A 19,802-nucleotide genomic window follows, 5' to 3' on the forward strand; every position below is an offset into this window, starting at 1 on the left:
AAATTTAGGAGGCTTTTAATTATGGCGAAAGAAGTTCGTGTTCGTTACGCGCCATCCCCTACTGGTTTCTTACATATCGGTGGAGCGCGTACAGCGTTATTCAACTATTTATATGCAAAACATCATAACGGTAAATTCATCGTACGTATTGAGGATACAGATATCGAGCGTAATGTAGAAGGCGGAGAAGCATCTCAGCTAGATAACTTAAAATGGTTAGGTATTGAATATGATGAGTCGATCGATATCGGTGGACCATATGCACCTTATCGTCAAATGGAGCGTCTTGATATTTATAAAGAGCACGCTGAAAAACTATTAGAGCAAGGTTTAGCTTACAAATGCTTCTGTTCTTCTGAGAAATTAGAAGCGTCTCGCGAAGAACAAAAAGCACGAGGTGTAGCAGCTCCAACTTATGATGGTACTTGTCGTCATTTATCAGCAGAGGAAGTTGCGGCTAAAGAAGCTGCTGGTGAACCATATACAATTCGTATGCGCGTACCTGAAAATGTAACATATGAATTTGAAGATTTAGTACGTGGACAAGTAGCGTTTGAGTCTAAAGATGTTGGTGATTGGGTACTTGTTAAAGCAAACGGTATCCCAACGTATAACTATGCGGTAGTGCTAGATGATCACTTTATGGAAATTTCGCATGTATTCCGTGGTGAAGAGCATTTATCGAATACACCAAAACAAATGATGATTTTTGATGCATTCGGCTGGGAATATCCACGCTTTGGTCATATGACATTAATCATTAATGAAAATCGAAAAAAATTATCTAAACGTGATGAATCAATTATTCAATTCGTCACACAATATAAAGATTTAGGCTACCTACCTGAGGCGATGTTCAACTTCTTTGCATTACTTGGCTGGTCTCCTGAAGGGGAAGAAGAGATTTTCTCAAAAGAAGAATTTATTAAAATGTTTGATGAAAAACGTCTTTCAAAATCACCATCTATGTTCGATAAGCAAAAGCTTACTTGGATGAATAACCAATACATTAAAAAGCTATCTTTAGAAGAAGTGGTCGCATTATCTTTACCACATTTACAAAAAGCGGGTTTATTATCAGAAGAGCTAACAGCGGAAGAACATGCATGGGCAACAGATTTAATCGGACTTTATCATGACCAAATGAGCTTTGGTGCTGAAATTGTAGAGCTATCTCGCCTATTCTTTAACGATCACATTGAATATGATGAAGAAGCAAAAGCAGTTCTAGCAGGTGAGCAGGTACCTGAGGTAATGGCAGCATTTAAAGCGCAACTTGAAGGTTTAGAAGAATTTACACCTGATACTGTAAAAGCTGCTATTAAAGCTGTTCAAAAAGAAACAGGTCACAAAGGTAAAAATCTATTTATGCCAATTCGCGTTGTAACGACGGGTGAAACGCATGGTCCAGAGCTTCCGAACGCGATTTGCTTAATTGGCAAACAGAAAACAATTGATCGTGTAGAAAAATTTGCGCAATAAGTAGAAATTGATTGACAATTTATCAGTTCGTTGTAAAATGTATTTACATTGAGAAAGCGTTGATAAGGAGAAGTAAGTGGCGCATGCTCCAAAGAGAAGACCATCACCGGCTGAAAGTGGTCTGAGCCTAGGCAAAACTGAAATGCACCTTTGAGCATGAAGCTGAACAATAGTAGGCTTTATCGATTCGTTCCCGTTACAGGACGTCCAGAGTGGAAGGCCTTTGCCTTCAATCAGAGTGGAACCGCGCAAATTTAGCGTCTCTGTCATTCCTTTTTGGGATGATAGGGGCGCTTTTTATATTTATCTTCATTCAGCAAATGTTTTTTGTAGCGAAAGGCGAAATTGATAGACATGTTGTTGGGTGCGCCAACTCTACTCAGCTAACTCTGCAGCGAAATAAACGTCAGTTGCACTATTTCAATGGTCAAGGATGCAGTTGATCGTGTAAAAATTTCAAAGGGTCAAGGCCAATCAAAACGAAAAGGGGGAATTTTTTGTGTTTAAAAGAATGAAGGAAGATGTAGAAACGATTTTTGAGAATGATCCAGCAGCGCGTAGTGTGCTTGAAGTTGTGCTAACATACTCAGGTCTACATGCTACATGGGCGCATCGAGTTGCACATTGGTTCTTTAAAAGGCGTTTTTATTTTATAGCCCGTGCCATTTCACAAATTAGTCGCTTCTTTACTGGAATTGAAATTCATCCTGGAGCAAAGATTGGTAGACGTTTCTTTATTGACCATGGGATGGGGGTTGTGATTGGCGAAACTTGTGAAATTGGTGATAATGTAACTTTATATCAAGGTGTAACTTTAGGTGGTACAGGGAAAGAAAAGGGAAAACGCCATCCAACATTAGAAGATAATGTACTAGTTGCAACAGGCGCAAAAGTATTAGGTTCTATTACCATTGGTGAGAATAGTAAAATTGGTGCAGGTTCAGTTGTCTTAAAAGAAGTGCCACCAAATGCTACAGTTGTCGGTATTCCTGGTAAAATAGTGATTAAGGATGGAGTTCGTCTAGAGAAAAAACTAGACCACCAAAATATACCTGACCCTGTAGAAGAACGTTGTCAAGTTTTCGAGAAGCAGATTGCAGAATTGCATCAGGAAATCGAACGCTTACAAAAGGAGAGAGAAACACAATGAGTATTCAAATTTTCAACTCATTAACACGACAAAAGGAAACTTTCGTACCGCTGGAAGAAGGCAAAGTAAAAATGTACGTTTGCGGTCCGACAGTTTATAACTACATTCATATTGGGAATTCACGCCCTGTAATTGTCTACGATACAGTACGTCGTTATTTTCAATTCAAAGGCTATGATGTGAAATTCGTTTCAAATTTCACAGATGTGGACGACAAAATTATTAAGGCTGCTAACGAGCTTGGAGAAGAAGTTCATGAATTGACGGAGCGCTTTATTGCCGCATACTTTGAAGATGTTACAGCGTTAGGCTGCAAGAAAGCAGATGTACATCCACGCGTTACAGAGCATATGGATGATATCATTCAATTCATTCAAGTTTTAGTCGATAAAGGTTATGCCTATGAGTCAGCTGGTGATGTCTATTACCGAACTCGTAAATTTAATGGCTACGGTAAATTATCACACCAATCGGTAGATGATTTAAAAATTGGTGCTCGTATTGAGGCAGGCGAGAAAAAAGATGATGCATTAGATTTCGCTCTATGGAAAGCTGTTAAGCCTGGTGAGATTTACTGGGAAAGTCCTTGGGGGAAAGGTCGTCCGGGTTGGCATATTGAATGCTCAGTAATGGCGCGTGAACATTTAGGAGATACTATTGATATTCATGCGGGTGGGCAAGATTTAACTTTCCCACATCATGAAAATGAAATTGCACAATCTGAAGCTCATAATGATAAAACATTTGCGCGTTATTGGATGCACAATGGATATATTAATATTGATAATGAAAAAATGTCCAAATCTCTAGGTAATTTTATACTCGTCAATGATATTCGAAAACAAATTGATCCACAAATTCTACGCTTCTTTATGCTTTCAGTGCATTATCGCCATCCAATTAACTTTGCGAAAGATTTAGTAGATGCAGCTGCAACTGGCTTAGAACGAATTCGTACTGCCTACAACAATGTCAAACACCGTTTAACAGCTACGGCAAGCCTAGGTGATCACTCAGAAGAATGGCTTGAAAAGATTGCTGAACAAAAAGCTGATTTTGAAGAAGCAATGGATGATGATTTTAATACAGCCAATGCTATTTCCGTATTATTTGAATTAGCACGTATCGCAAATATTTATTTAAATGAAACGAATACTGATGAAAAAGTATTATTGAGTTTTGCTGAAACTTTTGAGGTGCTAGGTGACGTCTTAGGTATTGAATTTGCAAAAGAAGAAGAGCTATTAGACGAAGAAATTGAAGCACTTTTACAGGAGCGTGTAGAAGCACGTAAAAATCGTGATTTTGCTCGTTCAGATGAAATTCGTGACCATTTGCAAGCGCAAGGTATCATTTTAGAAGATACGCGACAAGGAACTAGATGGAAACGAGGGTAAGTAACTTGGATAAACTCCGCAACGAAGATGTCAAGCAATTGAATGCATTAGCGTTAGCCTATATGGGAGACGCAGTTTTAGAGCAAAAGGTACGAGAGCATTTGCTACGTGCCGGCCGTGTTAAACCTAATACACTTCATAGAGAAGCGACACGTTACGTGTCAGCGAAAGCACAATCTATGATTGTACATCAAATGATGGATGAAGGCTTTTTAACAGAGAAGGAATTGGCTGTGTTCCGTCGTGGACGCAATGCCAAATCCGGCTCTGTGCCAAAAAATACAGATGTTCAAACATACCGTAATAGCTCAGGCTTTGAGGCGGTGCTTGGTAGTTTATATTTATTAAATGAGCTAGAACGCGTGTATGCAATCATTGCATACGCTATTCAAATAATCGAGGAATCGAAAGGAGTGTCAAAATAATGGCAGAGCAGAATGGTGAAATTATTGCCGGTAAAAACCCAGTGTTAGAAGCACTTCGGTCAGGCCGCGATATGAATAAAGTATGGATTGCAGAAGGCGTAAAAAAATCAGGGGTTAATGAACTTCTAGATTTAGCGCGAGAACGTGGGGTTATTGTGCAATTTGTCCCGAAAAAAAAGGTTGATCAATTATCAGATGCCAATCACCAAGGAATTGTTGCCTCTGTTGCAGCATATAGTTATGCAGAGCTAGAGGATTTATTTGCGGCGGCAGCAAAAAAACAGGAAGACCCATTTTTCTTAATTTTAGATGAGCTAGAGGACCCGCATAATCTAGGCTCTATTATGCGAACTGCTGATGCTATAGGTGTACACGGCATTATTATCCCGAAGCGTCGTTCAGTAAGCTTGACAGCTGTAGTGGCAAAGTCTTCCACTGGAGCAATTGAGCATGTACCTGTCGTACGTGTTAATAACCTAGCGCAGACGGTAGATGAACTAAAAGAACGAGGTGTATGGATTGCAGGTACAGATGCCAAAGGTTCTGTAGACTATCGTAAAATGGATGCAACATTACCGCTTGCGATTGTTATTGGTAGTGAAGGCAAAGGCATGAGCCGCTTGTTAAAAGAAAAATGTGACTTTTTATATCATTTACCGATGATTGGGCATGTCACATCACTAAATGCATCGGTAGCTGCTGCACTTTTAATGTACGAAGTGTATCGTAAACGTCAAGAAGCGAATGATTGACGATGAACAACATTTTGCTTGTTGATGGCTATAATATGATTGGAGCTTGGAAAGAGCTACGGCCATTACGAGATACAAATTTTGAAGATGCGCGTAAGAGATTAATCGAGCTTATGGCTGAGTATAAAGCAGCCATAGGGTGGCGCATAATTATCGTTTTTGACGCACATCTTGTACCGGGTGTGGAGCAATCTTTTATAGAAAATGATGTCGAAATCATTTATACACGGAAAAACGAAACAGCAGATGAACGCATTGAAAAAATGACGCATGAACTAAAAGCTAGAAATGTACAGATTCACGTAGCAACTTCCGACATGGCAGAGCAAAATGTTATTTTTGGTAATGGTGCTTTGCGAAAATCGGCAAGAGAGCTAGAAATTGATATGAGTATTATCCAACATAAAATTTCTCATGATGTGAAACGAAAACAGGATAGCAAGCCGCCTTCTCGCATAGAACTTAAGCCTGAAGTTGCATTGGCTTTTGAAAAATGGCGACGCGGTTTGAAATGATTGATTGACGCATATTTTCCAATTCCGTTATACTGTTCCTAATTATCTGTTGTGGCTGAGGTGATACCATGTTTAAAAATAGTATTGTACAAGTGACACAAGATTTTGAACGATTCAATGATGAAGAACTTATTGAAATGGTGCATCAAGGTAATACAGATGCGTTGGATTATTTAATTACGAAATACCGTTTGTTAGTAAGAGCGAAGGCGAGATCTTATTTTTTAATTGGTGCTGATAAGGAAGACATTGTGCAAGAGGGCATGATCGGTTTATACAAAGCCATTCGCGATTTTAAGGGAGATAAGCTTGCTTCTTTTCGAGCTTTTGCTGAGCTGTGTATTACAAGACAGATTATTACGGCTATTAAAACAGCTACAAGACAAAAGCATATACCTCTAAATTCTTACGTCTCTTTGGACAAGCCTATTTTTGATGAAGAGTCAGATCGTACATTAATGGATGTGTTAACCGGTGCCATTATGGATGATCCGGAAGAATTAATGATTCATAGAGAAGAGTTTGACTACTTAGAAGAAAAGATGGGTGAGATTTTAAGTGAATTAGAGTTGCAAGTGTTAGCTCTTTATTTAGATGGCCAGTCTTATCACGAAATTTCCGAACAATTAAATCGTCATGTGAAGTCCATTGACAATGCTTTGCAGCGAGTAAAGCGTAAATTAGAGCGACATTTAGTTCTTGAAGAAATGTCCTAGAGGCTGCATACCCTTGTTGACATTGACAAATATAGGTGTTAGTCTTGAAAAGACAAAGTGCCGAAAAGGTGATTATATGGCAAAAAAAGTCGTTCTAAATTGCGAAAAATGCGGATCGAGAAATTACACTTTTCCAGCTAAGGAAGGTTCGACTGTACGCCTCGAATTAAAGAAATTTTGTTCGCATTGCAATGAACATACAGTGCATAAACAAACGCTATAAAAGAATTTGTAAATATACAGATATGATTGATTCGGAGGTTAGGCTAGAATGGGCAAGATTAAAGGCTTTTTCAGCAATGTAATGTCGGAAATGCGCAAAACAAGCTGGCCAAAAAGTAAAGAACTGACGAAATATACAGTCGTTGTAATTTCAACTGTTGTAATTATGGCTTTATTTTTTGTGTTAGTTGACTTAGGTATTTCATCATTATTCCGCTGGTACTTAGAGTTATAATTTAGTAAATAGCATGTTAATACTTCTGAAATAGCCCGTCATTACAATAAACGGGTTTTTTCGTTTGTTTTATGAAGTAAACAGCAGTAAAATATTCTCAATATGATAAGTATGCTACTAGGATAGTATGCGGGTAGCAATAGATGACTATGCTAGATTAGGTATATATCATCGGGCTTTCGTTAGCTATTAGCGAAAGTTATGTTTTTCTAATGAGCAGTTTGTGAAAAGAGTAAAGGATACGCTTAGCATATCGCGATTCATTTTTTCACTTTTATTTGTAAGGGAGGGACGGACGAGGAGTCCTAGTAGTTATGGAGAAAAATTGGTATGTTGTTCATACGTATTCAGGGTATGAGAACCGCGTAAAAGCAAACCTAGAGAAACGTGTAGAAACAATGGGTATGCAAGATAAGATTTTTCGTGTTATTGTGCCTGAACACGAAGAAACAGAAATGAAGGATGGGAAAAAGCGTACAATGATGCGCAAAGTTTTCCCTGGTTATGTTTTAGTAGAGCTAATTATGACAGATGATTCGTGGTATGTTGTACGTAATACGCCAGGTGTAACTGGCTTTATCGGTTCATCTGGTGGCGGTGCAAAGCCTACACCTTTATTACCTGAAGAAGTGGAGCGTCTACTACAGCAAATGGGGATGACTGACAAAGTTGTCGAGATTGATATTTCTGTTGGGGAAGCGGTAGAAGTATTAGAAGGACCTTTTGCTCACTTCCAAGGACGTGTTGAAGAAATTGACACTGAAAAAGGGAAATTGAAAGTTTCTGTCGATATGTTTGGTCGCGAAACAATTATGGAACTAGATTTTGAACAAGTACAAAAAATGTAGTTCTAGTAACTAAATCGTCGTATGTCTGAGACGTATGTCGCAGATTTTGTTAATTACTACTTGCTTAAAAAAATTAAAAGTGGTATCATTTCAAAGGTCAGACTGTCATACTTTAGTTTGACGTCTGTAATGATAATTTTAATGTTATCGGCACTTTAGCTGACAGACAGATATTGAGTGGGAGGGGCAACCCAATTACCACATCACGGACTTAAGGAGGTGTGTCTCGTGGCTAAAAAAGTTATTAAAGTTGTTAAACTTCAAATCCCTGCTGGTAAAGCAAACCCAGCTCCACCGGTTGGTCCTGCATTAGGTCAAGCGGGTGTGAACATCATGGGATTCTGTAAAGAATTCAATGCGCGTACTGCAGATCAAGCTGGTCTTATTATTCCAGTTGAAATTTCAGTATTCGAAGACCGTTCATTTACTTTCATTACAAAAACTCCACCTGCAGCAGTTCTACTTAAAGTAGCAGCTGGTATCCAATCTGGATCTGGTGAACCAAACCGTAACAAAGTGGCGACGGTTAAACGTGATAAAGTTCGCGAAATCGCTGAAACTAAAATGCCAGACCTTAACGCTGCTTCAGTAGAAGCTGCTATGTTAATGGTTGAAGGTACTGCACGAAGCATGGGTATTGTTATCGAAGACTAATCCCAGTTACTTGATGATGTATTTGTTTTTTGGAAGGTTGCGGAGTTTCTTTGTGAACGCGCAACCTTTATTCGTGGGAGGTAAAATCCGCTATAACCACAATCAAGGAGGAATTATATAATGGCTAAAAAAGGTAAAAAACTGCAAGATGCAGCAAAATTAATCGACCGTAACGCACTATACGGCGCACAAGAAGCAATCGAACTTGCTCAAAAAACTAGCACAGTGAACTTCGACGCGACTGTAGAAGTTGCTTTCCGTCTAGGAATCGATACTCGTAAAAACGACCAACAAATCCGTGGTGCAGTAGTGTTACCAAACGGTACTGGTAAAACTCAACGCGTATTAGTATTCGCTAAAGGTGAAAAACTTAAAGAAGCTGAAGCGGCTGGTGCTGACTATGTAGGCGATGCAGAATACATCCAAAAAATCCAACAAGGTTGGTTCGATTTCGATGTAATCGTTGCAACTCCTGACATGATGGGTGAAGTTGGTAAACTTGGTCGTGTATTAGGACCTAAAGGTTTAATGCCAAACCCTAAAACTGGTACAGTAACTTTCGATGTAACAAAAGCTATCGGAGAAATTAAAGCTGGTAAAGTAGAATACCGTGCTGATAAAGCTGGTATCATCCACGCACCTATCGGTAAAGTTTCTTTCTCTGCAGAACAATTAGTAGAAAACTTCTTAACTGTATTTGATGTAGTACAAAAAGCTAAACCTGCTGCAGCTAAAGGTACTTACATGAAATCTGTAAACGTTACAACTACAATGGGCCCAGCTCTTAAAGTTGACGCTTCAAGCGTAGTAGTAAAATAATTAAGGTTTTTATATAAATCTGTTGACGGCGTCGTCTATCTATGATAAGATGATTGCTGTTGTGAATCATCCATTTGTACCGTAGACAGTAGGAGTGACTTGTCACTTAATGATCCTACCGAGGACATCGGAATTCGGATTCTTATTTTAAAGATGATGACTTTCAGCCTCTGTGTCTATACGACCCAGGGGCTTTTCTTTTGTCGGTATAAATGACCCATTCTAATAGGAGGTGTCATCATGAGCAAAGCAATCGAAAACAAACAAGTACAAGTTCAAGAGATTACTGAAAAATTCAAAAATGCTGCTTCTGTAGTAGTTGTGGATTACCGTGGTCTTAATGTTACACAAGTGACTGAGCTTCGTAAACAACTTCGTGAAGCTGGCGTTGAGTTCAAAGTTTACAAAAACACTTTATCACGTCGTGCTACTGAAGCTGTAGGCCTTGAAGGAATCAACGACGTATTAGTTGGTCCTAACGCAATTGCGTTCTCAAATGAAGATGTTGTAGCTCCTGCTAAAATCATCAACGAGTTCGCTAAGAAAAATGAAGCTTTAGAAATTAAAGCAGGTATTATTGAAGGTACAATCGCTTCTGTTGAAGATGTTAAAGCACTTGCAGAACTTCCATCACGCGAAGGTCTTCTTTCTATGCTTTTATCTGTACTTCAAGCTCCAGTGCGCAACTTCGCACTTGCAACAAAAGCTGTTGCAGAACAAAAAGAAGAACAAGGCGCGTAATTTCATACGCACTATAACTTCTGCGGCCTGACCCGCAAAAATAAAACGTTATCCAATTAGGAGGAAATTATAATGAATAAAGAGCAAATCTTAGAAGCTATCAAAGCTATGACAGTTCTTGAATTAAACGATTTAGTAAAAGCTATCGAAGAAGAATTCGGTGTAACAGCTGCTGCTCCTGTAGCAGTAGTTGGTGGTGCTGCTGCTGGCGCTGCTGAAGAAAAAACAGAGTTTGACGTAGTATTAGCATCTGCTGGTGCTGAAAAAATCAAAGTAATCAAAGCGGTTCGTGAAATCACTGGTTTAGGTCTTAAAGAAGCTAAAGAAGTAGTAGATAACGCTCCTAAAGCTCTTAAAGAAGGCGTTTCTAAAGATGAAGCTGAACAAATCAAAGCTAAACTTGAAGAAGTTGGCGCATCTGTAGAAGTTAAGTAATCTCGCGTTACTTTTAAACAAAAGGAAAGCTCGTCATTTTGGCGAGCTTTTTTCTTCATTCTGAGGAGGCGTGAAAATGTCAGATCACTATTATACAAGTAAGCCTCAAACTGAGAGTAAACCTCGTCACTGGACATTCCAATTGTTAGGGCATACGTTTTCCTTTGAAACGGATGCAGGAGTATTTAGTAAAAGCGAAGTAGATTTTGGATCCCGTGTTTTAATAGATGCTTTTCAAATGCCTGATATTGATGGTGCAATTTTTGATGTGGGGTGTGGGTATGGACCGATTGGATTATCGATCGCCAAAACAAACCCAGAGCGTACCGTTTTTATGATGGATATAAATGAACGTGCAGTTGCACTCTCGCAAAAAAATGCGCAAGTAAACGGTGTTCAAAATGTACGAATATTTGTGAGTGACGGACTATCGACGGTTGACAAGGACGTAAAAGCCGCAGCTATTTTAACCAACCCTCCAATTCGCGCAGGAAAGGAAACTATTTTCCGTTTTTACGATGGAGCTTATGATAAGTTAGTGTCATCTGGTGAGCTGTGGGTAGTGATACAGAAGAAGCAAGGTGCACCGTCAACGGTAAGTTACTTAGAAGAAAAATTTTCAGAAGTCGATGTTGTGGAGAAGAAAAAAGGGTACTGGATAGTACGTGCAAAAAAATAGTTGAAATATGCATAAATTATTGACTTGACAAATTGGCTATGATAATATGATACAATGCAAAAATATTATTTTGAGGTCGTATGCCCTTTTGTATATGTTTGTTTTAATGTGGGTATACTTGCCAAGATAGTTTAGTTAACCGAAAATGAGATCTTTTTGAAGACTCGTTTTCTTTTTGTCTTTCGAAATCATACACTATTTGTATGATTTTGCAAAGACCTAATATCGCTTTATTGAGGGGTGAATGAGTTGACAGGTCAACTAGTTCAGTATGGACAACACCGCCAGCGTAGAAGCTTTGCGCGTATTAAAGAGGTGCTTGAGCTTCCAAATCTGATTGAGATTCAAACGGCGTCTTACGAATGGTTCCTTGAAGAAGGTTTACGTGAAATGTTCCGTGACATTTCGCCGATCGAGGACTTTACAGGCAATCTTTCATTAGAATTCATCGATTATTCATTAGGTGACCCTAAGTATGATGTCGATGAGTGTAAAGAGCGAGATGTTACTTACGCAGCTCCATTACGTGTGAAAGTACGTCTTTACAACAAAGAAACAGACGAAGTGAAGGAACAGGATGTCTTCATGGGTGACTTCCCATTAATGACAGAGACAGGTACGTTCATTATCAATGGTGCTGAACGTGTTATCGTTTCACAATTAGTTCGTTCACCAAGTGTGTATTTCCATGATAAAACTGATAAAAACGGTAAGAAAGGTTTCGGAGCGACAGTTATTCCAAACCGTGGTGCATGGCTAGAATATGAAACTGATGCGAAAGATGTAGTATATGTGCGTATTGATCGTACTCGTAAGCTACCAGTAACAGTGTTACTTCGTGCATTAGGCTTCGGTTCAGACCAAGAAATTATCGATATTATCGGAGATAATGAATATTTACGTAATACGTTAGAGAAGGATAACTCTGAAAGTACAGAAAAAGCACTTTTAGAAATCTATGAACGTTTACGTCCAGGTGAGCCACCAACAGTTGAAAGTGCGAAGAGTTTATTATACTCTCGTTTCTTCGATGCGAAACGCTATGATTTAGCGAATGTTGGTCGCTACAAAATGAATAAAAAGCTTCATATCAAAAATCGTTTATTTAACCAAACGATTGCTGAAACGCTTGTAGACCCAGAAACAGGCGAAATTTTAGTAGAGAAGGGTACAATTCTTGACCGTCGTACTTTAGATAAAATCTTACCGTATCTAGAAGATTCATCAAAAGGCATCGGTTTCCGCACTTTATCACAAGTAGGCGGAGTACTTGAGGATGATGTAACAATCCAGTCTATTAAAATTTATGCACCAAAAGATGAAGCACAAAAAGAAATCAATATTATTAGTAATGCGTACATCGATGAAGAAGTGAAGAATATTACACCTGCTGACGTATTATCTTCAGTAAGTTATTTCTTCAACTTACTTTACCAAGTAGGGGCAACAGATGATATCGACCACCTAGGTAACCGTCGTCTGCGCTCTGTTGGTGAGCTGTTACAAAACCAATTCCGTATTGGTTTATCCCGTATGGAACGTGTAGTACGTGAGCGTATGTCTATTAACGATACAGCTGCTATCGTACCACAACAATTAATTAATATTCGTCCAGTGATTGCGTCAATTAAAGAGTTCTTTGGTAGCTCTCAATTATCACAATTCATGGACCAAACAAACCCACTGGCAGAGTTAACACACAAACGTCGTCTATCTGCATTAGGACCTGGTGGTTTAACACGTGAGCGTGCTGGTATGGAAGTACGTGACGTTCACTATTCTCACTATGGCCGTATGTGTCCAATCGAGACACCAGAGGGTCCAAACATTGGTTTAATTAACTCATTATCTTCATTTGCCAGAGTAAATAAATTCGGATTCATTGAAACGCCTTATCGTCATATTGACCACGAAACAGGTAAAGTAACGGATCACATTGATTATTTAACAGCTGACGAAGAAGATAACTACTATGTAGCACAAGCGAACTCACTATTAAATCCTGATGGTACATTTGCTAAAGACGAAGTAGTAGGTCGTTTCCGAGGGGATAATACAGTATTTAATAAATCTCTAATGGACTACATGGACGTATCTCCTAAACAAGTAGTTTCAGCTGCGACTGCATGTATCCCGTTCTTAGAAAACGATGACTCAAACCGTGCACTTATGGGTGCCAACATGCAACGTCAAGCGGTTCCTCTTCTTAATCCAGAAGCACCATTTGTTGGTACTGGTATGGAACATGTTGATGCGCGTGACTCAGGTGCGGCTGTAGTAGCGAAATATGATGGTATTGTTGAGCATGTTGAAGCTCGCTCTATCCATGTTCGCCGTATTGAAGTCGTTGACGGTAAAGAGGTTAAAGGCGATTTAACAAAATATAAATTACAAAAATTCATTCGTTCTAACCAAGGTACTTCATACAACCAACGCCCTCTTGTAAAAGTTGGCGAACGTGTGAAACCTCGTGACATTTTAGCAGATGGCCCATCTATGGAAAAAGGTGAACTTGCTCTTGGTCGTAACGTACTTGTTGCGTTCATGACTTGGAACGGCTTTAACTATGAGGATGCTGTTATCATGAGCGAACGCCTTGTAAAAGACGATGTTTATACATCTGTTCATATTGAAGAATACGAATCAGAGTCTCGTGATACAAAATTAGGACCTGAAGAAATCACTCGCGATATTCCAAACGTTGGGGAAGATGCACTTCGTAATTTAGATGAACGTGGTATTATCCGCATTGGTGCGGAGGTACGTGATGGTGACATTCTTGTAGGTAAAGTAACACCTAAAGGGGTTACAGAATTAACTGCTGAAGAACGCTTATTACATGCTATCTTTGGAGAAAAAGCTCGTGAAGTTCGTGATACTTCATTACGTGTACCACATGGTGCTGGCGGTATTATTCTTGACGTGAAAGTATTTAACCGTGAAGATGGCGATGAATTACCACCAGGTGTTAACCAATTAGTTCGTGCTTACATTGTTCAAAAGCGTAAAATTCGCGTAGGGGACAAAATGGCCGGACGTCATGGTAACAAAGGGGTTATCTCTCGTATCTTACCGGAAGAGGATATGCCATTCATGCCAGACGGTACTCCTGTTGATATCATGTTAAACCCACTTGGTGTACCTTCTCGTATGAACATCGGACAAGTTTTGGAATTACACTTAGGTATGGCTTCTCGTTACCTAGGCGTTCATATGGCAACTCCAGTATTCGATGGTGCCAACGAAGAAGATGTTTGGGAGACAATGGAAGAGGCAGGTATGAACCGTGATGGTAAAACAATCCTGTATGATGGACGTTCAGGTGAACCATTCGATAACCGTGTATCAGTAGGGATCATGTACATGATCAAACTTGCTCACATGGTTGATGATAAACTTCACGCACGTTCAACAGGTCCTTACTCACTTGTTACTCAACAGCCACTTGGCGGTAAAGCACAGTTCGGTGGACAACGCTTTGGTGAGATGGAGGTATGGGCACTTGAAGCATATGGTGCTGCCTATACACTTCAAGAAATCTTAACAGTTAAATCCGATGACGTTGTTGGTCGTGTGAAGACATACGAAGCAATCGTTAAAGGTGAAAGTGTACCAGAGCCAGGCGTTCCTGAATCATTCAAAGTATTGATTAAAGAGCTTCAATCTCTTGGTATGGATGTGAAAATGTTAACGGTCAATGATGAAGAGGTAGAGCTTCGCGACTTAGACGAAGAAGAGGATCTTCAACCAGCTGACGCACTTAACATTGCATCAAAGCCAGATACAGAAGAAGAGCCAGTAGAGTCTTTTGAATAATGGAAAACGTTAATTCACATTCTTTGTGAACACGGTCAAAGTTATTTTTCAAATTAGTCGGGCAGGATTTAACGCCCTGTCCGGCTTTTTCTTTCAATAAATCATTCTATTTTTAATCTTTTGCTAAAGAGAAATGATTCTTGCAAACGATTATCGAGCTGCGTAAAAGAGTCTTTTTAAAGACCTATACTAGAGGGAGGTAGGCTCCTTGATAGACGTTAATGAATTTGAATATATGAAAATTGGTTTAGCTTCTCCTGACAAGATTCGTTCTTGGTCATACGGTGAAGTTAAAAAACCTGAAACAATTAACTATCGTACATTAAAACCAGAAAAAGATGGTTTATTCTGTGAGCGTATTTTCGGTCCAACTAAGGATTGGGAATGTCATTGTGGTAAATACAAGCGTGTACGCTATAAAGGCGTAGTTTGTGATCGTTGTGGAGTTGAAGTAACACGCGCGAAAGTTCGTCGTGAACGTATGGGCCACATCGAATTAGCAGCACCAGTTTCTCATATCTGGTACTTCAAAGGTATTCCTAGCCGTATGGGTCTTATTTTAGATATGTCCCCACGTGCATTAGAAGAAGTAATTTACTTTGCATCCTACGTTGTAATTGAGCCAGGTGCTACAAACTTAGAAAGTAAACAACTACTTTCTGAAAAAGAGTACCGTGCATACCGTGAAAAATTCGGTAACACATTCGAAGCGTCTATGGGTGCAGAAGCAATTAAGAAATTGCTAGGCAAAATTGATCTTGAAGATGAAACTCAATCTTTAAAAGAAGAGTTGAAATCAGCACAAGGTCAACGTCGTACTCGTGCAATTAAACGTCTTGAAGTTGTTGAATCATTCCGTAACTCAGGCAACTCTCCTGAATGGATGATTTTAGATGTACTACCAGTTATTCCACCGGAGCTTCGTCCGATGGTGCAATTAGATGGTGGGCGTTTTGCTACTTCTGACTTAAATGATTTATATCGTCGTGTAATCAACCGTAATAACCGTTTGAAACGTTTACTAGATCTTGGTGCTCCAAGTATCATCGTACAAAACGAAAAACGTATGTTACAAGAAGCTGTTGATGCATTAATTGATAATGGTCGTCGTGGTCGTCCTGTAACAGGTCCTGGTAACCGTCCATTAAAATCACTTTCACATATGCTGAAAGGTAAACAAGGTCGTTTCCGTCAAAACTTACTTGGTAAACGTGTTGACTACTCTGGTCGTTCGGTTATCGTAGTAGGTCCAAACTTAAAAATGTATCAATGCGGTCTACCAAAAGAAATGGCAATTGAGCTATTCAAGCCTTTCGTAATGAAAGAGTTAGTAGAACGTGGTCTTGCTCATAATATTAAATCAGCTAAACGTAAAATTGAGCGTTTAAACAACGATGTATGGGATGTTTTAGAAGATGTGATTCGCGAGCATCCAGTATTACTAAACCGTGCACCAACGCTTCACCGTCTTGGGATTCAAGCGTTTGAACCAACACTAGTTGAAGGTCGTGCTATTCGTCTTCACCCATTAGTATGTACAGCTTATAACGCTGACTTCGATGGTGACCAAATGGCGGTTCACGTACCATTATCAGCAGAAGCACAAGCAGAAGCTCGTCTTCTAATGCTTGCTGCACAAAATATCCTGAACCCGAAAGACGGTAAACCAGTTGTAACACCATCTCAAGATATGGTATTAGGAAACTACTACTTAACGCTTGAGCGTGAAGCAGCTCGCGGCGAAGGAACAATTTTCTATGGGCCAAATGAAGTATTAATTGCTTATGATACAGGTCATGTTCACTTGCATACTCGTATTGCAATTAAAGCAAGTTCGCTAAATAATCCAACATTTACTGAAGAACAAAATAATATGTTCCTATTAACGACTGTTGGTAAAGTAATCTTTAACGAAATCTTGCCGAAATCATTCCCATACATTAACGAGCCAACTGATTTCAACTTAGAGCAAGAAACACCAGACAAATACTTTGTTAACTTAACAATTGATGAAGAAACGTTAAAAGAGCTTGAAGCAGATGCTGCATATAATGGGCTTGATGAAAAAGGTAAAGTGGAAGCACAACGCACAGCTGTGCTACGCAAACACTTTGCATCGGTACCAGTTGTAAACCCATTCCGTAAAAAATTCTTAGGTAATATCATTGCTGAAGTATTTAAACGTTTCCACATCACTGAAACATCTAAAATGCTTGACCGCATGAAGAACCTAGGATTCAAATATTCAACACGTGCTGGTATCACTGTAGGTGTATCTGACATCGTCGTATTACCAGATAAAGGTGAAATCTTAGCGGAAGCTCAAGAAAAAGTAGATAAAGTTCAGGCGCAATTCCGTCGTGGTTTCATCACAGAAGATGAGCGTTATGATCGCGTTATCTCAAGTTGGAGTGCTGCGAAAGATGAAATTCAATCGAAGCTAATGAAGTCGCTTGAGAAAACAAACCCAATCTTTATGATGTCTGACTCAGGTGCCCGTGGTAACGCATCTAACTTTACTCAGTTAGCAGGTATGCGTGGTCTGATGGCCAACCCGGCTGGTCGTATCATCGAACTTCCAATCAAATCATCATTCCGTGAAGGTTTAACGGTATTGGAATACTTCATCTCTACACATGGTGCTCGTAAAGGTCTTGCCGATACAGCCCTGAAAACTGCCGATTCAGGTTACTTAACTCGTCGTCTAGTAGACGTAGCACAAGATGTTATCGTTCGTGAAGATGACTGTGGAACTGACCGCGGTTTAACAATTGGAGCGTTAATGGAAGGTACAGAGTTAATCGAAGCGTTAGACGAACGTATTGTTGGTCGTCATACGAAGAAAACAATCTATCATCCAGAAACAGGCGAAGTGATTTTAGCAAAAGACGGATTAATCGATCAAGATATTGCTCGTATCATTATAGAGCTAGGTATCGAAGAAGTGACAATCCGTTCTGCGTTTACATGTAATACAAAACATGGCGTATGTAAAAAATGTTACGGCATGAACTTAGCAACAGGTGAAGAGGTTGAAGTTGGAGAAGCAGTTGGTATTATTGCGGCTCAATCAATCGGTGAACCAGGTACACAATTAACAATGCGTACATTCCATACAGGTGGGGTTGCCGGGGATGATATTACACAAGGTCTTCCACGTATCCAAGAGATTTTTGAAGCACGTAATCCTAAAGGGCAATCAGTTATTTCTGATATCGCAGGTACTGTTTCAGACATCACTGAAATTCGTGAAGGTCTAAAAGAGATTACAATTGAAGGTGAAGTAGAAACACGTAAATACGCAGCGCCTTACAATGCTCGTCTGAAAGTACAAGAAGGCGACTTTGTAGAACGTGGTCAAGTATTAACAGAAGGTTCTATCGATCCAAAACAATTGTTAAAAGTTAAAGACGTTTCAACAGTTCAGGAATATCTATTAAAAGAAGTACAAAAAGTATACCGTATGCAAGGGGTAGAAATTGGAGATAAACATATCGAGGTAATGGTTCGCCAAATGCTTCGTAAAGTACGTGTAATTGAAGCTGGTGATACAGAATTATTACCAGGATCATTACTAGACATCCACCAATTCTCAGAAGCAAATGCAGATGCTGTGTTAAAAGGCAAAAACCCTGCAACTTGTCGTCCTGTTATCCTAGGTATTACAAAAGCTTCTCTTGAAACAGAATCATTCTTATCTGCTGCATCATTCCAAGAAACAACTCGTGTGTTAACGGATGCTGCTATTAAAGGAAAACGTGATGAACTTCTAGGTCTGAAGGAAAACGTAATTATCGGTAAACTTGTTCCTGCAGGTACTGGTATGCAACGTTACCGTCAAATCCGTATTGAAAAAGATGAGCTTGACACAGAAAATCTAATTTCTGCTGAATAATCATTAAATAAGTGCCGAGGGGATGTTTTTTCATCATCTCTTCGGACTTTTTAAAGATATGAGTTGACAGTCGAAATTGGTAATGATAATATATTGAAGGTTGATAGTTAACTGTCTGTACTTTGGAGGATATGAAAATGTCTTATGATAGAGTAAGGGCTAGTCAAACAATCATAGGTACAAAGCAAGCAGTAAAAGCAATACGAGCCGGTTCAGTGAAAGAACTTTTTGTGGCACTCGATGCAGACAATTGGGTAACCGATTCGGCCATATCTTTCGCGAGAGAAATTGGTATACCAGTTATTCTTGTTGAGTCGAAAAAGGAACTGGGCAAGGCCTGTGGAATCCATGTTGGAGCTGCGGTAGTTGCGATTACTGTAGAGTAGTTTTTGTGTATTAAACACAAAGACTTTGTTTTTACCCAAAAAATGAACCACCTGGATGTGTGGTATTAACAAGGAATAAATGAAGGGAGGAAAAATCGATGCCTACAATTAACCAATTAGTACGTAAGCCTCGTCAATCTAAAAGCACGAAATCAAAATCACCAGCGTTAAACAAAGGATATAACTCATTTAAAAAATCTTTAACTGATGTTAAATCTCCACAAAAACGCGGAGTTTGTACTCGTGTAGGTACAATGACACCTCGTAAACCAAACTCAGCGTTACGTAAATACGCTCGTGTACGTTTAACTAACCAAATCGAGGTTACAGCTTATATCCCAGGTGAAGGCCACAACTTACAAGAGCACAGTGTTGTTCTTATCCGTGGCGGACGCGTAAAAGACTTAGCGGGTGTTCGTTACCATATCGTACGTGGTGCTCTTGATACAGCTGGTGTAAACGGTCGTTTACAATCACGTTCTAAATACGGAACAAAACGCCCTAAAGAAAAAAAATAATTTAACATTATTGAGCGTTGCTTAATAATGGACTTGAAGTAGTAGTCGCAAATTTTCAATCTTGCTAGCAGATTGGAAATTTGCCCGGCAACTATGACAAGGTAATTCTTATAAAAT

At 39.3% G+C, this 19,802-nt stretch carries 19 protein-coding genes and 2 other annotated features; all 19 genes read left to right on the plus strand.

Going from position 1 to position 19,802, the window contains the following annotated elements; genetic code table 11:
* Window positions 1–21 precede the first annotated feature (21 nt).
* The gene (gene gltX, locus AN161_RS19605; RefSeq protein ID WP_053596035.1) at window positions 22–1,482 is read left to right on the plus strand and encodes a glutamate--tRNA ligase; all 1,461 of its coding nucleotides are present in this window, start codon (window positions 22–24) and stop codon (window positions 1,480–1,482) included.
* A 50-nt stretch (window positions 1,483–1,532) separates the two neighbouring features.
* Window positions 1,533–1,750, plus strand: a binding site (T-box leader).
* Between the two features lie 231 nt (window positions 1,751–1,981).
* Window positions 1,982–2,632 carry a serine O-acetyltransferase EpsC gene (gene epsC, locus AN161_RS19615; protein WP_053596037.1) on the plus strand — a complete coding sequence of 217 codons (651 nt, stop codon included), beginning with the start codon at window positions 1,982–1,984 and terminating at the stop codon, window positions 2,630–2,632.
* A complete protein-coding gene (cysS, locus tag AN161_RS19620; protein ID WP_053596038.1) occupies window positions 2,629–4,029 on the plus strand; it encodes a cysteine--tRNA ligase in 1,401 nt (466 codons plus the stop codon). Before epsC ends, cysS begins: the two co-directional genes overlap by 4 nt.
* A 5-nt stretch (window positions 4,030–4,034) precedes the next feature.
* The gene (locus tag AN161_RS19625) at window positions 4,035–4,454 is read left to right on the plus strand and encodes a Mini-ribonuclease 3 (protein WP_053596039.1); all 420 of its coding nucleotides are present in this window, start codon (window positions 4,035–4,037) and stop codon (window positions 4,452–4,454) included.
* Window positions 4,454–5,206, plus strand: a complete 753-nt coding sequence (gene rlmB, locus AN161_RS19630; RefSeq protein WP_053596040.1) for a 23S rRNA (guanosine(2251)-2'-O)-methyltransferase RlmB — start codon at window positions 4,454–4,456, stop codon at window positions 5,204–5,206. Before AN161_RS19625 ends, rlmB begins: the two co-directional genes overlap by 1 nt.
* 2 nt (window positions 5,207–5,208) lie before the next feature.
* Window positions 5,209–5,721 (plus strand): NYN domain-containing protein, encoded by a 513-nt coding sequence (locus AN161_RS19635; protein ID WP_053596081.1) that lies wholly within the window; start codon window positions 5,209–5,211, stop codon window positions 5,719–5,721.
* Between the two features lie 68 nt (window positions 5,722–5,789).
* Window positions 5,790–6,437, plus strand: a complete 648-nt coding sequence (sigH, locus tag AN161_RS19640) for an RNA polymerase sporulation sigma factor SigH (RefSeq protein WP_053596041.1) — start codon at window positions 5,790–5,792, stop codon at window positions 6,435–6,437.
* Between the two features lie 76 nt (window positions 6,438–6,513).
* On the plus strand, window positions 6,514–6,660 hold the full coding sequence (rpmG, locus tag AN161_RS27765; RefSeq protein ID WP_075807303.1) for a 50S ribosomal protein L33: 147 nt from the start codon (window positions 6,514–6,516) through the stop codon (window positions 6,658–6,660).
* 48 nt (window positions 6,661–6,708) lie between these two features.
* On the plus strand, window positions 6,709–6,894 hold the full coding sequence (gene secE / locus AN161_RS19645) for a preprotein translocase subunit SecE (RefSeq protein WP_053596042.1): 186 nt from the start codon (window positions 6,709–6,711) through the stop codon (window positions 6,892–6,894).
* A gap of 314 nt (window positions 6,895–7,208) precedes the next feature.
* Entirely contained in the window at window positions 7,209–7,742 is a 534-nt protein-coding gene (nusG, locus tag AN161_RS19650) for a transcription termination/antitermination protein NusG (RefSeq protein ID WP_053596043.1), read from the plus strand.
* A 228-nt stretch (window positions 7,743–7,970) separates the two neighbouring features.
* A complete protein-coding gene (gene rplK / locus AN161_RS19655; protein ID WP_053596044.1) occupies window positions 7,971–8,396 on the plus strand; it encodes a 50S ribosomal protein L11 in 426 nt (141 codons plus the stop codon).
* A gap of 120 nt (window positions 8,397–8,516) precedes the next feature.
* Complete coding sequence (rplA, locus tag AN161_RS19660) at window positions 8,517–9,215, plus strand: 50S ribosomal protein L1 (protein ID WP_053596045.1); 699 nt, start codon at window positions 8,517–8,519, stop codon at window positions 9,213–9,215.
* Between the two features lie 61 nt (window positions 9,216–9,276).
* Window positions 9,277–9,423: a sequence feature (ribosomal protein L10 leader region), on the plus strand.
* Window positions 9,424–9,455: 32 nt separating this feature from the next.
* Window positions 9,456–9,956: a 50S ribosomal protein L10 gene (gene rplJ / locus AN161_RS19665; protein ID WP_053596046.1), complete on the plus strand. Its 501-nt coding sequence runs from the start codon at window positions 9,456–9,458 to the stop codon at window positions 9,954–9,956.
* 72 nt (window positions 9,957–10,028) lie between these two features.
* Window positions 10,029–10,391, plus strand: coding sequence for a 50S ribosomal protein L7/L12 (gene rplL, locus AN161_RS19670; protein WP_053596047.1), 363 nt, complete (start codon window positions 10,029–10,031; stop codon window positions 10,389–10,391).
* A 76-nt stretch (window positions 10,392–10,467) separates the two neighbouring features.
* Window positions 10,468–11,070 (plus strand): class I SAM-dependent methyltransferase, encoded by a 603-nt coding sequence (locus AN161_RS19675; protein WP_053596048.1) that lies wholly within the window; start codon window positions 10,468–10,470, stop codon window positions 11,068–11,070.
* A 240-nt stretch (window positions 11,071–11,310) separates the two neighbouring features.
* Complete coding sequence (gene rpoB, locus AN161_RS19680; protein ID WP_198926917.1) at window positions 11,311–14,886, plus strand: DNA-directed RNA polymerase subunit beta; 3,576 nt, start codon at window positions 11,311–11,313, stop codon at window positions 14,884–14,886.
* Between the two features lie 208 nt (window positions 14,887–15,094).
* Window positions 15,095–18,781, plus strand: a complete 3,687-nt coding sequence (rpoC, locus tag AN161_RS19685) for a DNA-directed RNA polymerase subunit beta' (protein ID WP_053596050.1) — start codon at window positions 15,095–15,097, stop codon at window positions 18,779–18,781.
* 137 nt (window positions 18,782–18,918) lie between these two features.
* Window positions 18,919–19,167, plus strand: coding sequence for a ribosomal L7Ae/L30e/S12e/Gadd45 family protein (locus AN161_RS19690; RefSeq protein ID WP_053596051.1), 249 nt, complete (start codon window positions 18,919–18,921; stop codon window positions 19,165–19,167).
* A gap of 98 nt (window positions 19,168–19,265) precedes the next feature.
* A complete protein-coding gene (rpsL, locus tag AN161_RS19695) occupies window positions 19,266–19,685 on the plus strand; it encodes a 30S ribosomal protein S12 (RefSeq protein WP_008181595.1) in 420 nt (139 codons plus the stop codon).
* Window positions 19,686–19,802: the final 117 nt, after the last annotated feature.

It is taken from the genome of Lysinibacillus sp. FJAT-14222 (assembly GCF_001278875.1).
Taxonomy (GTDB): domain Bacteria; phylum Bacillota; class Bacilli; order Bacillales_A; family Planococcaceae; genus Lysinibacillus; species Lysinibacillus agricola.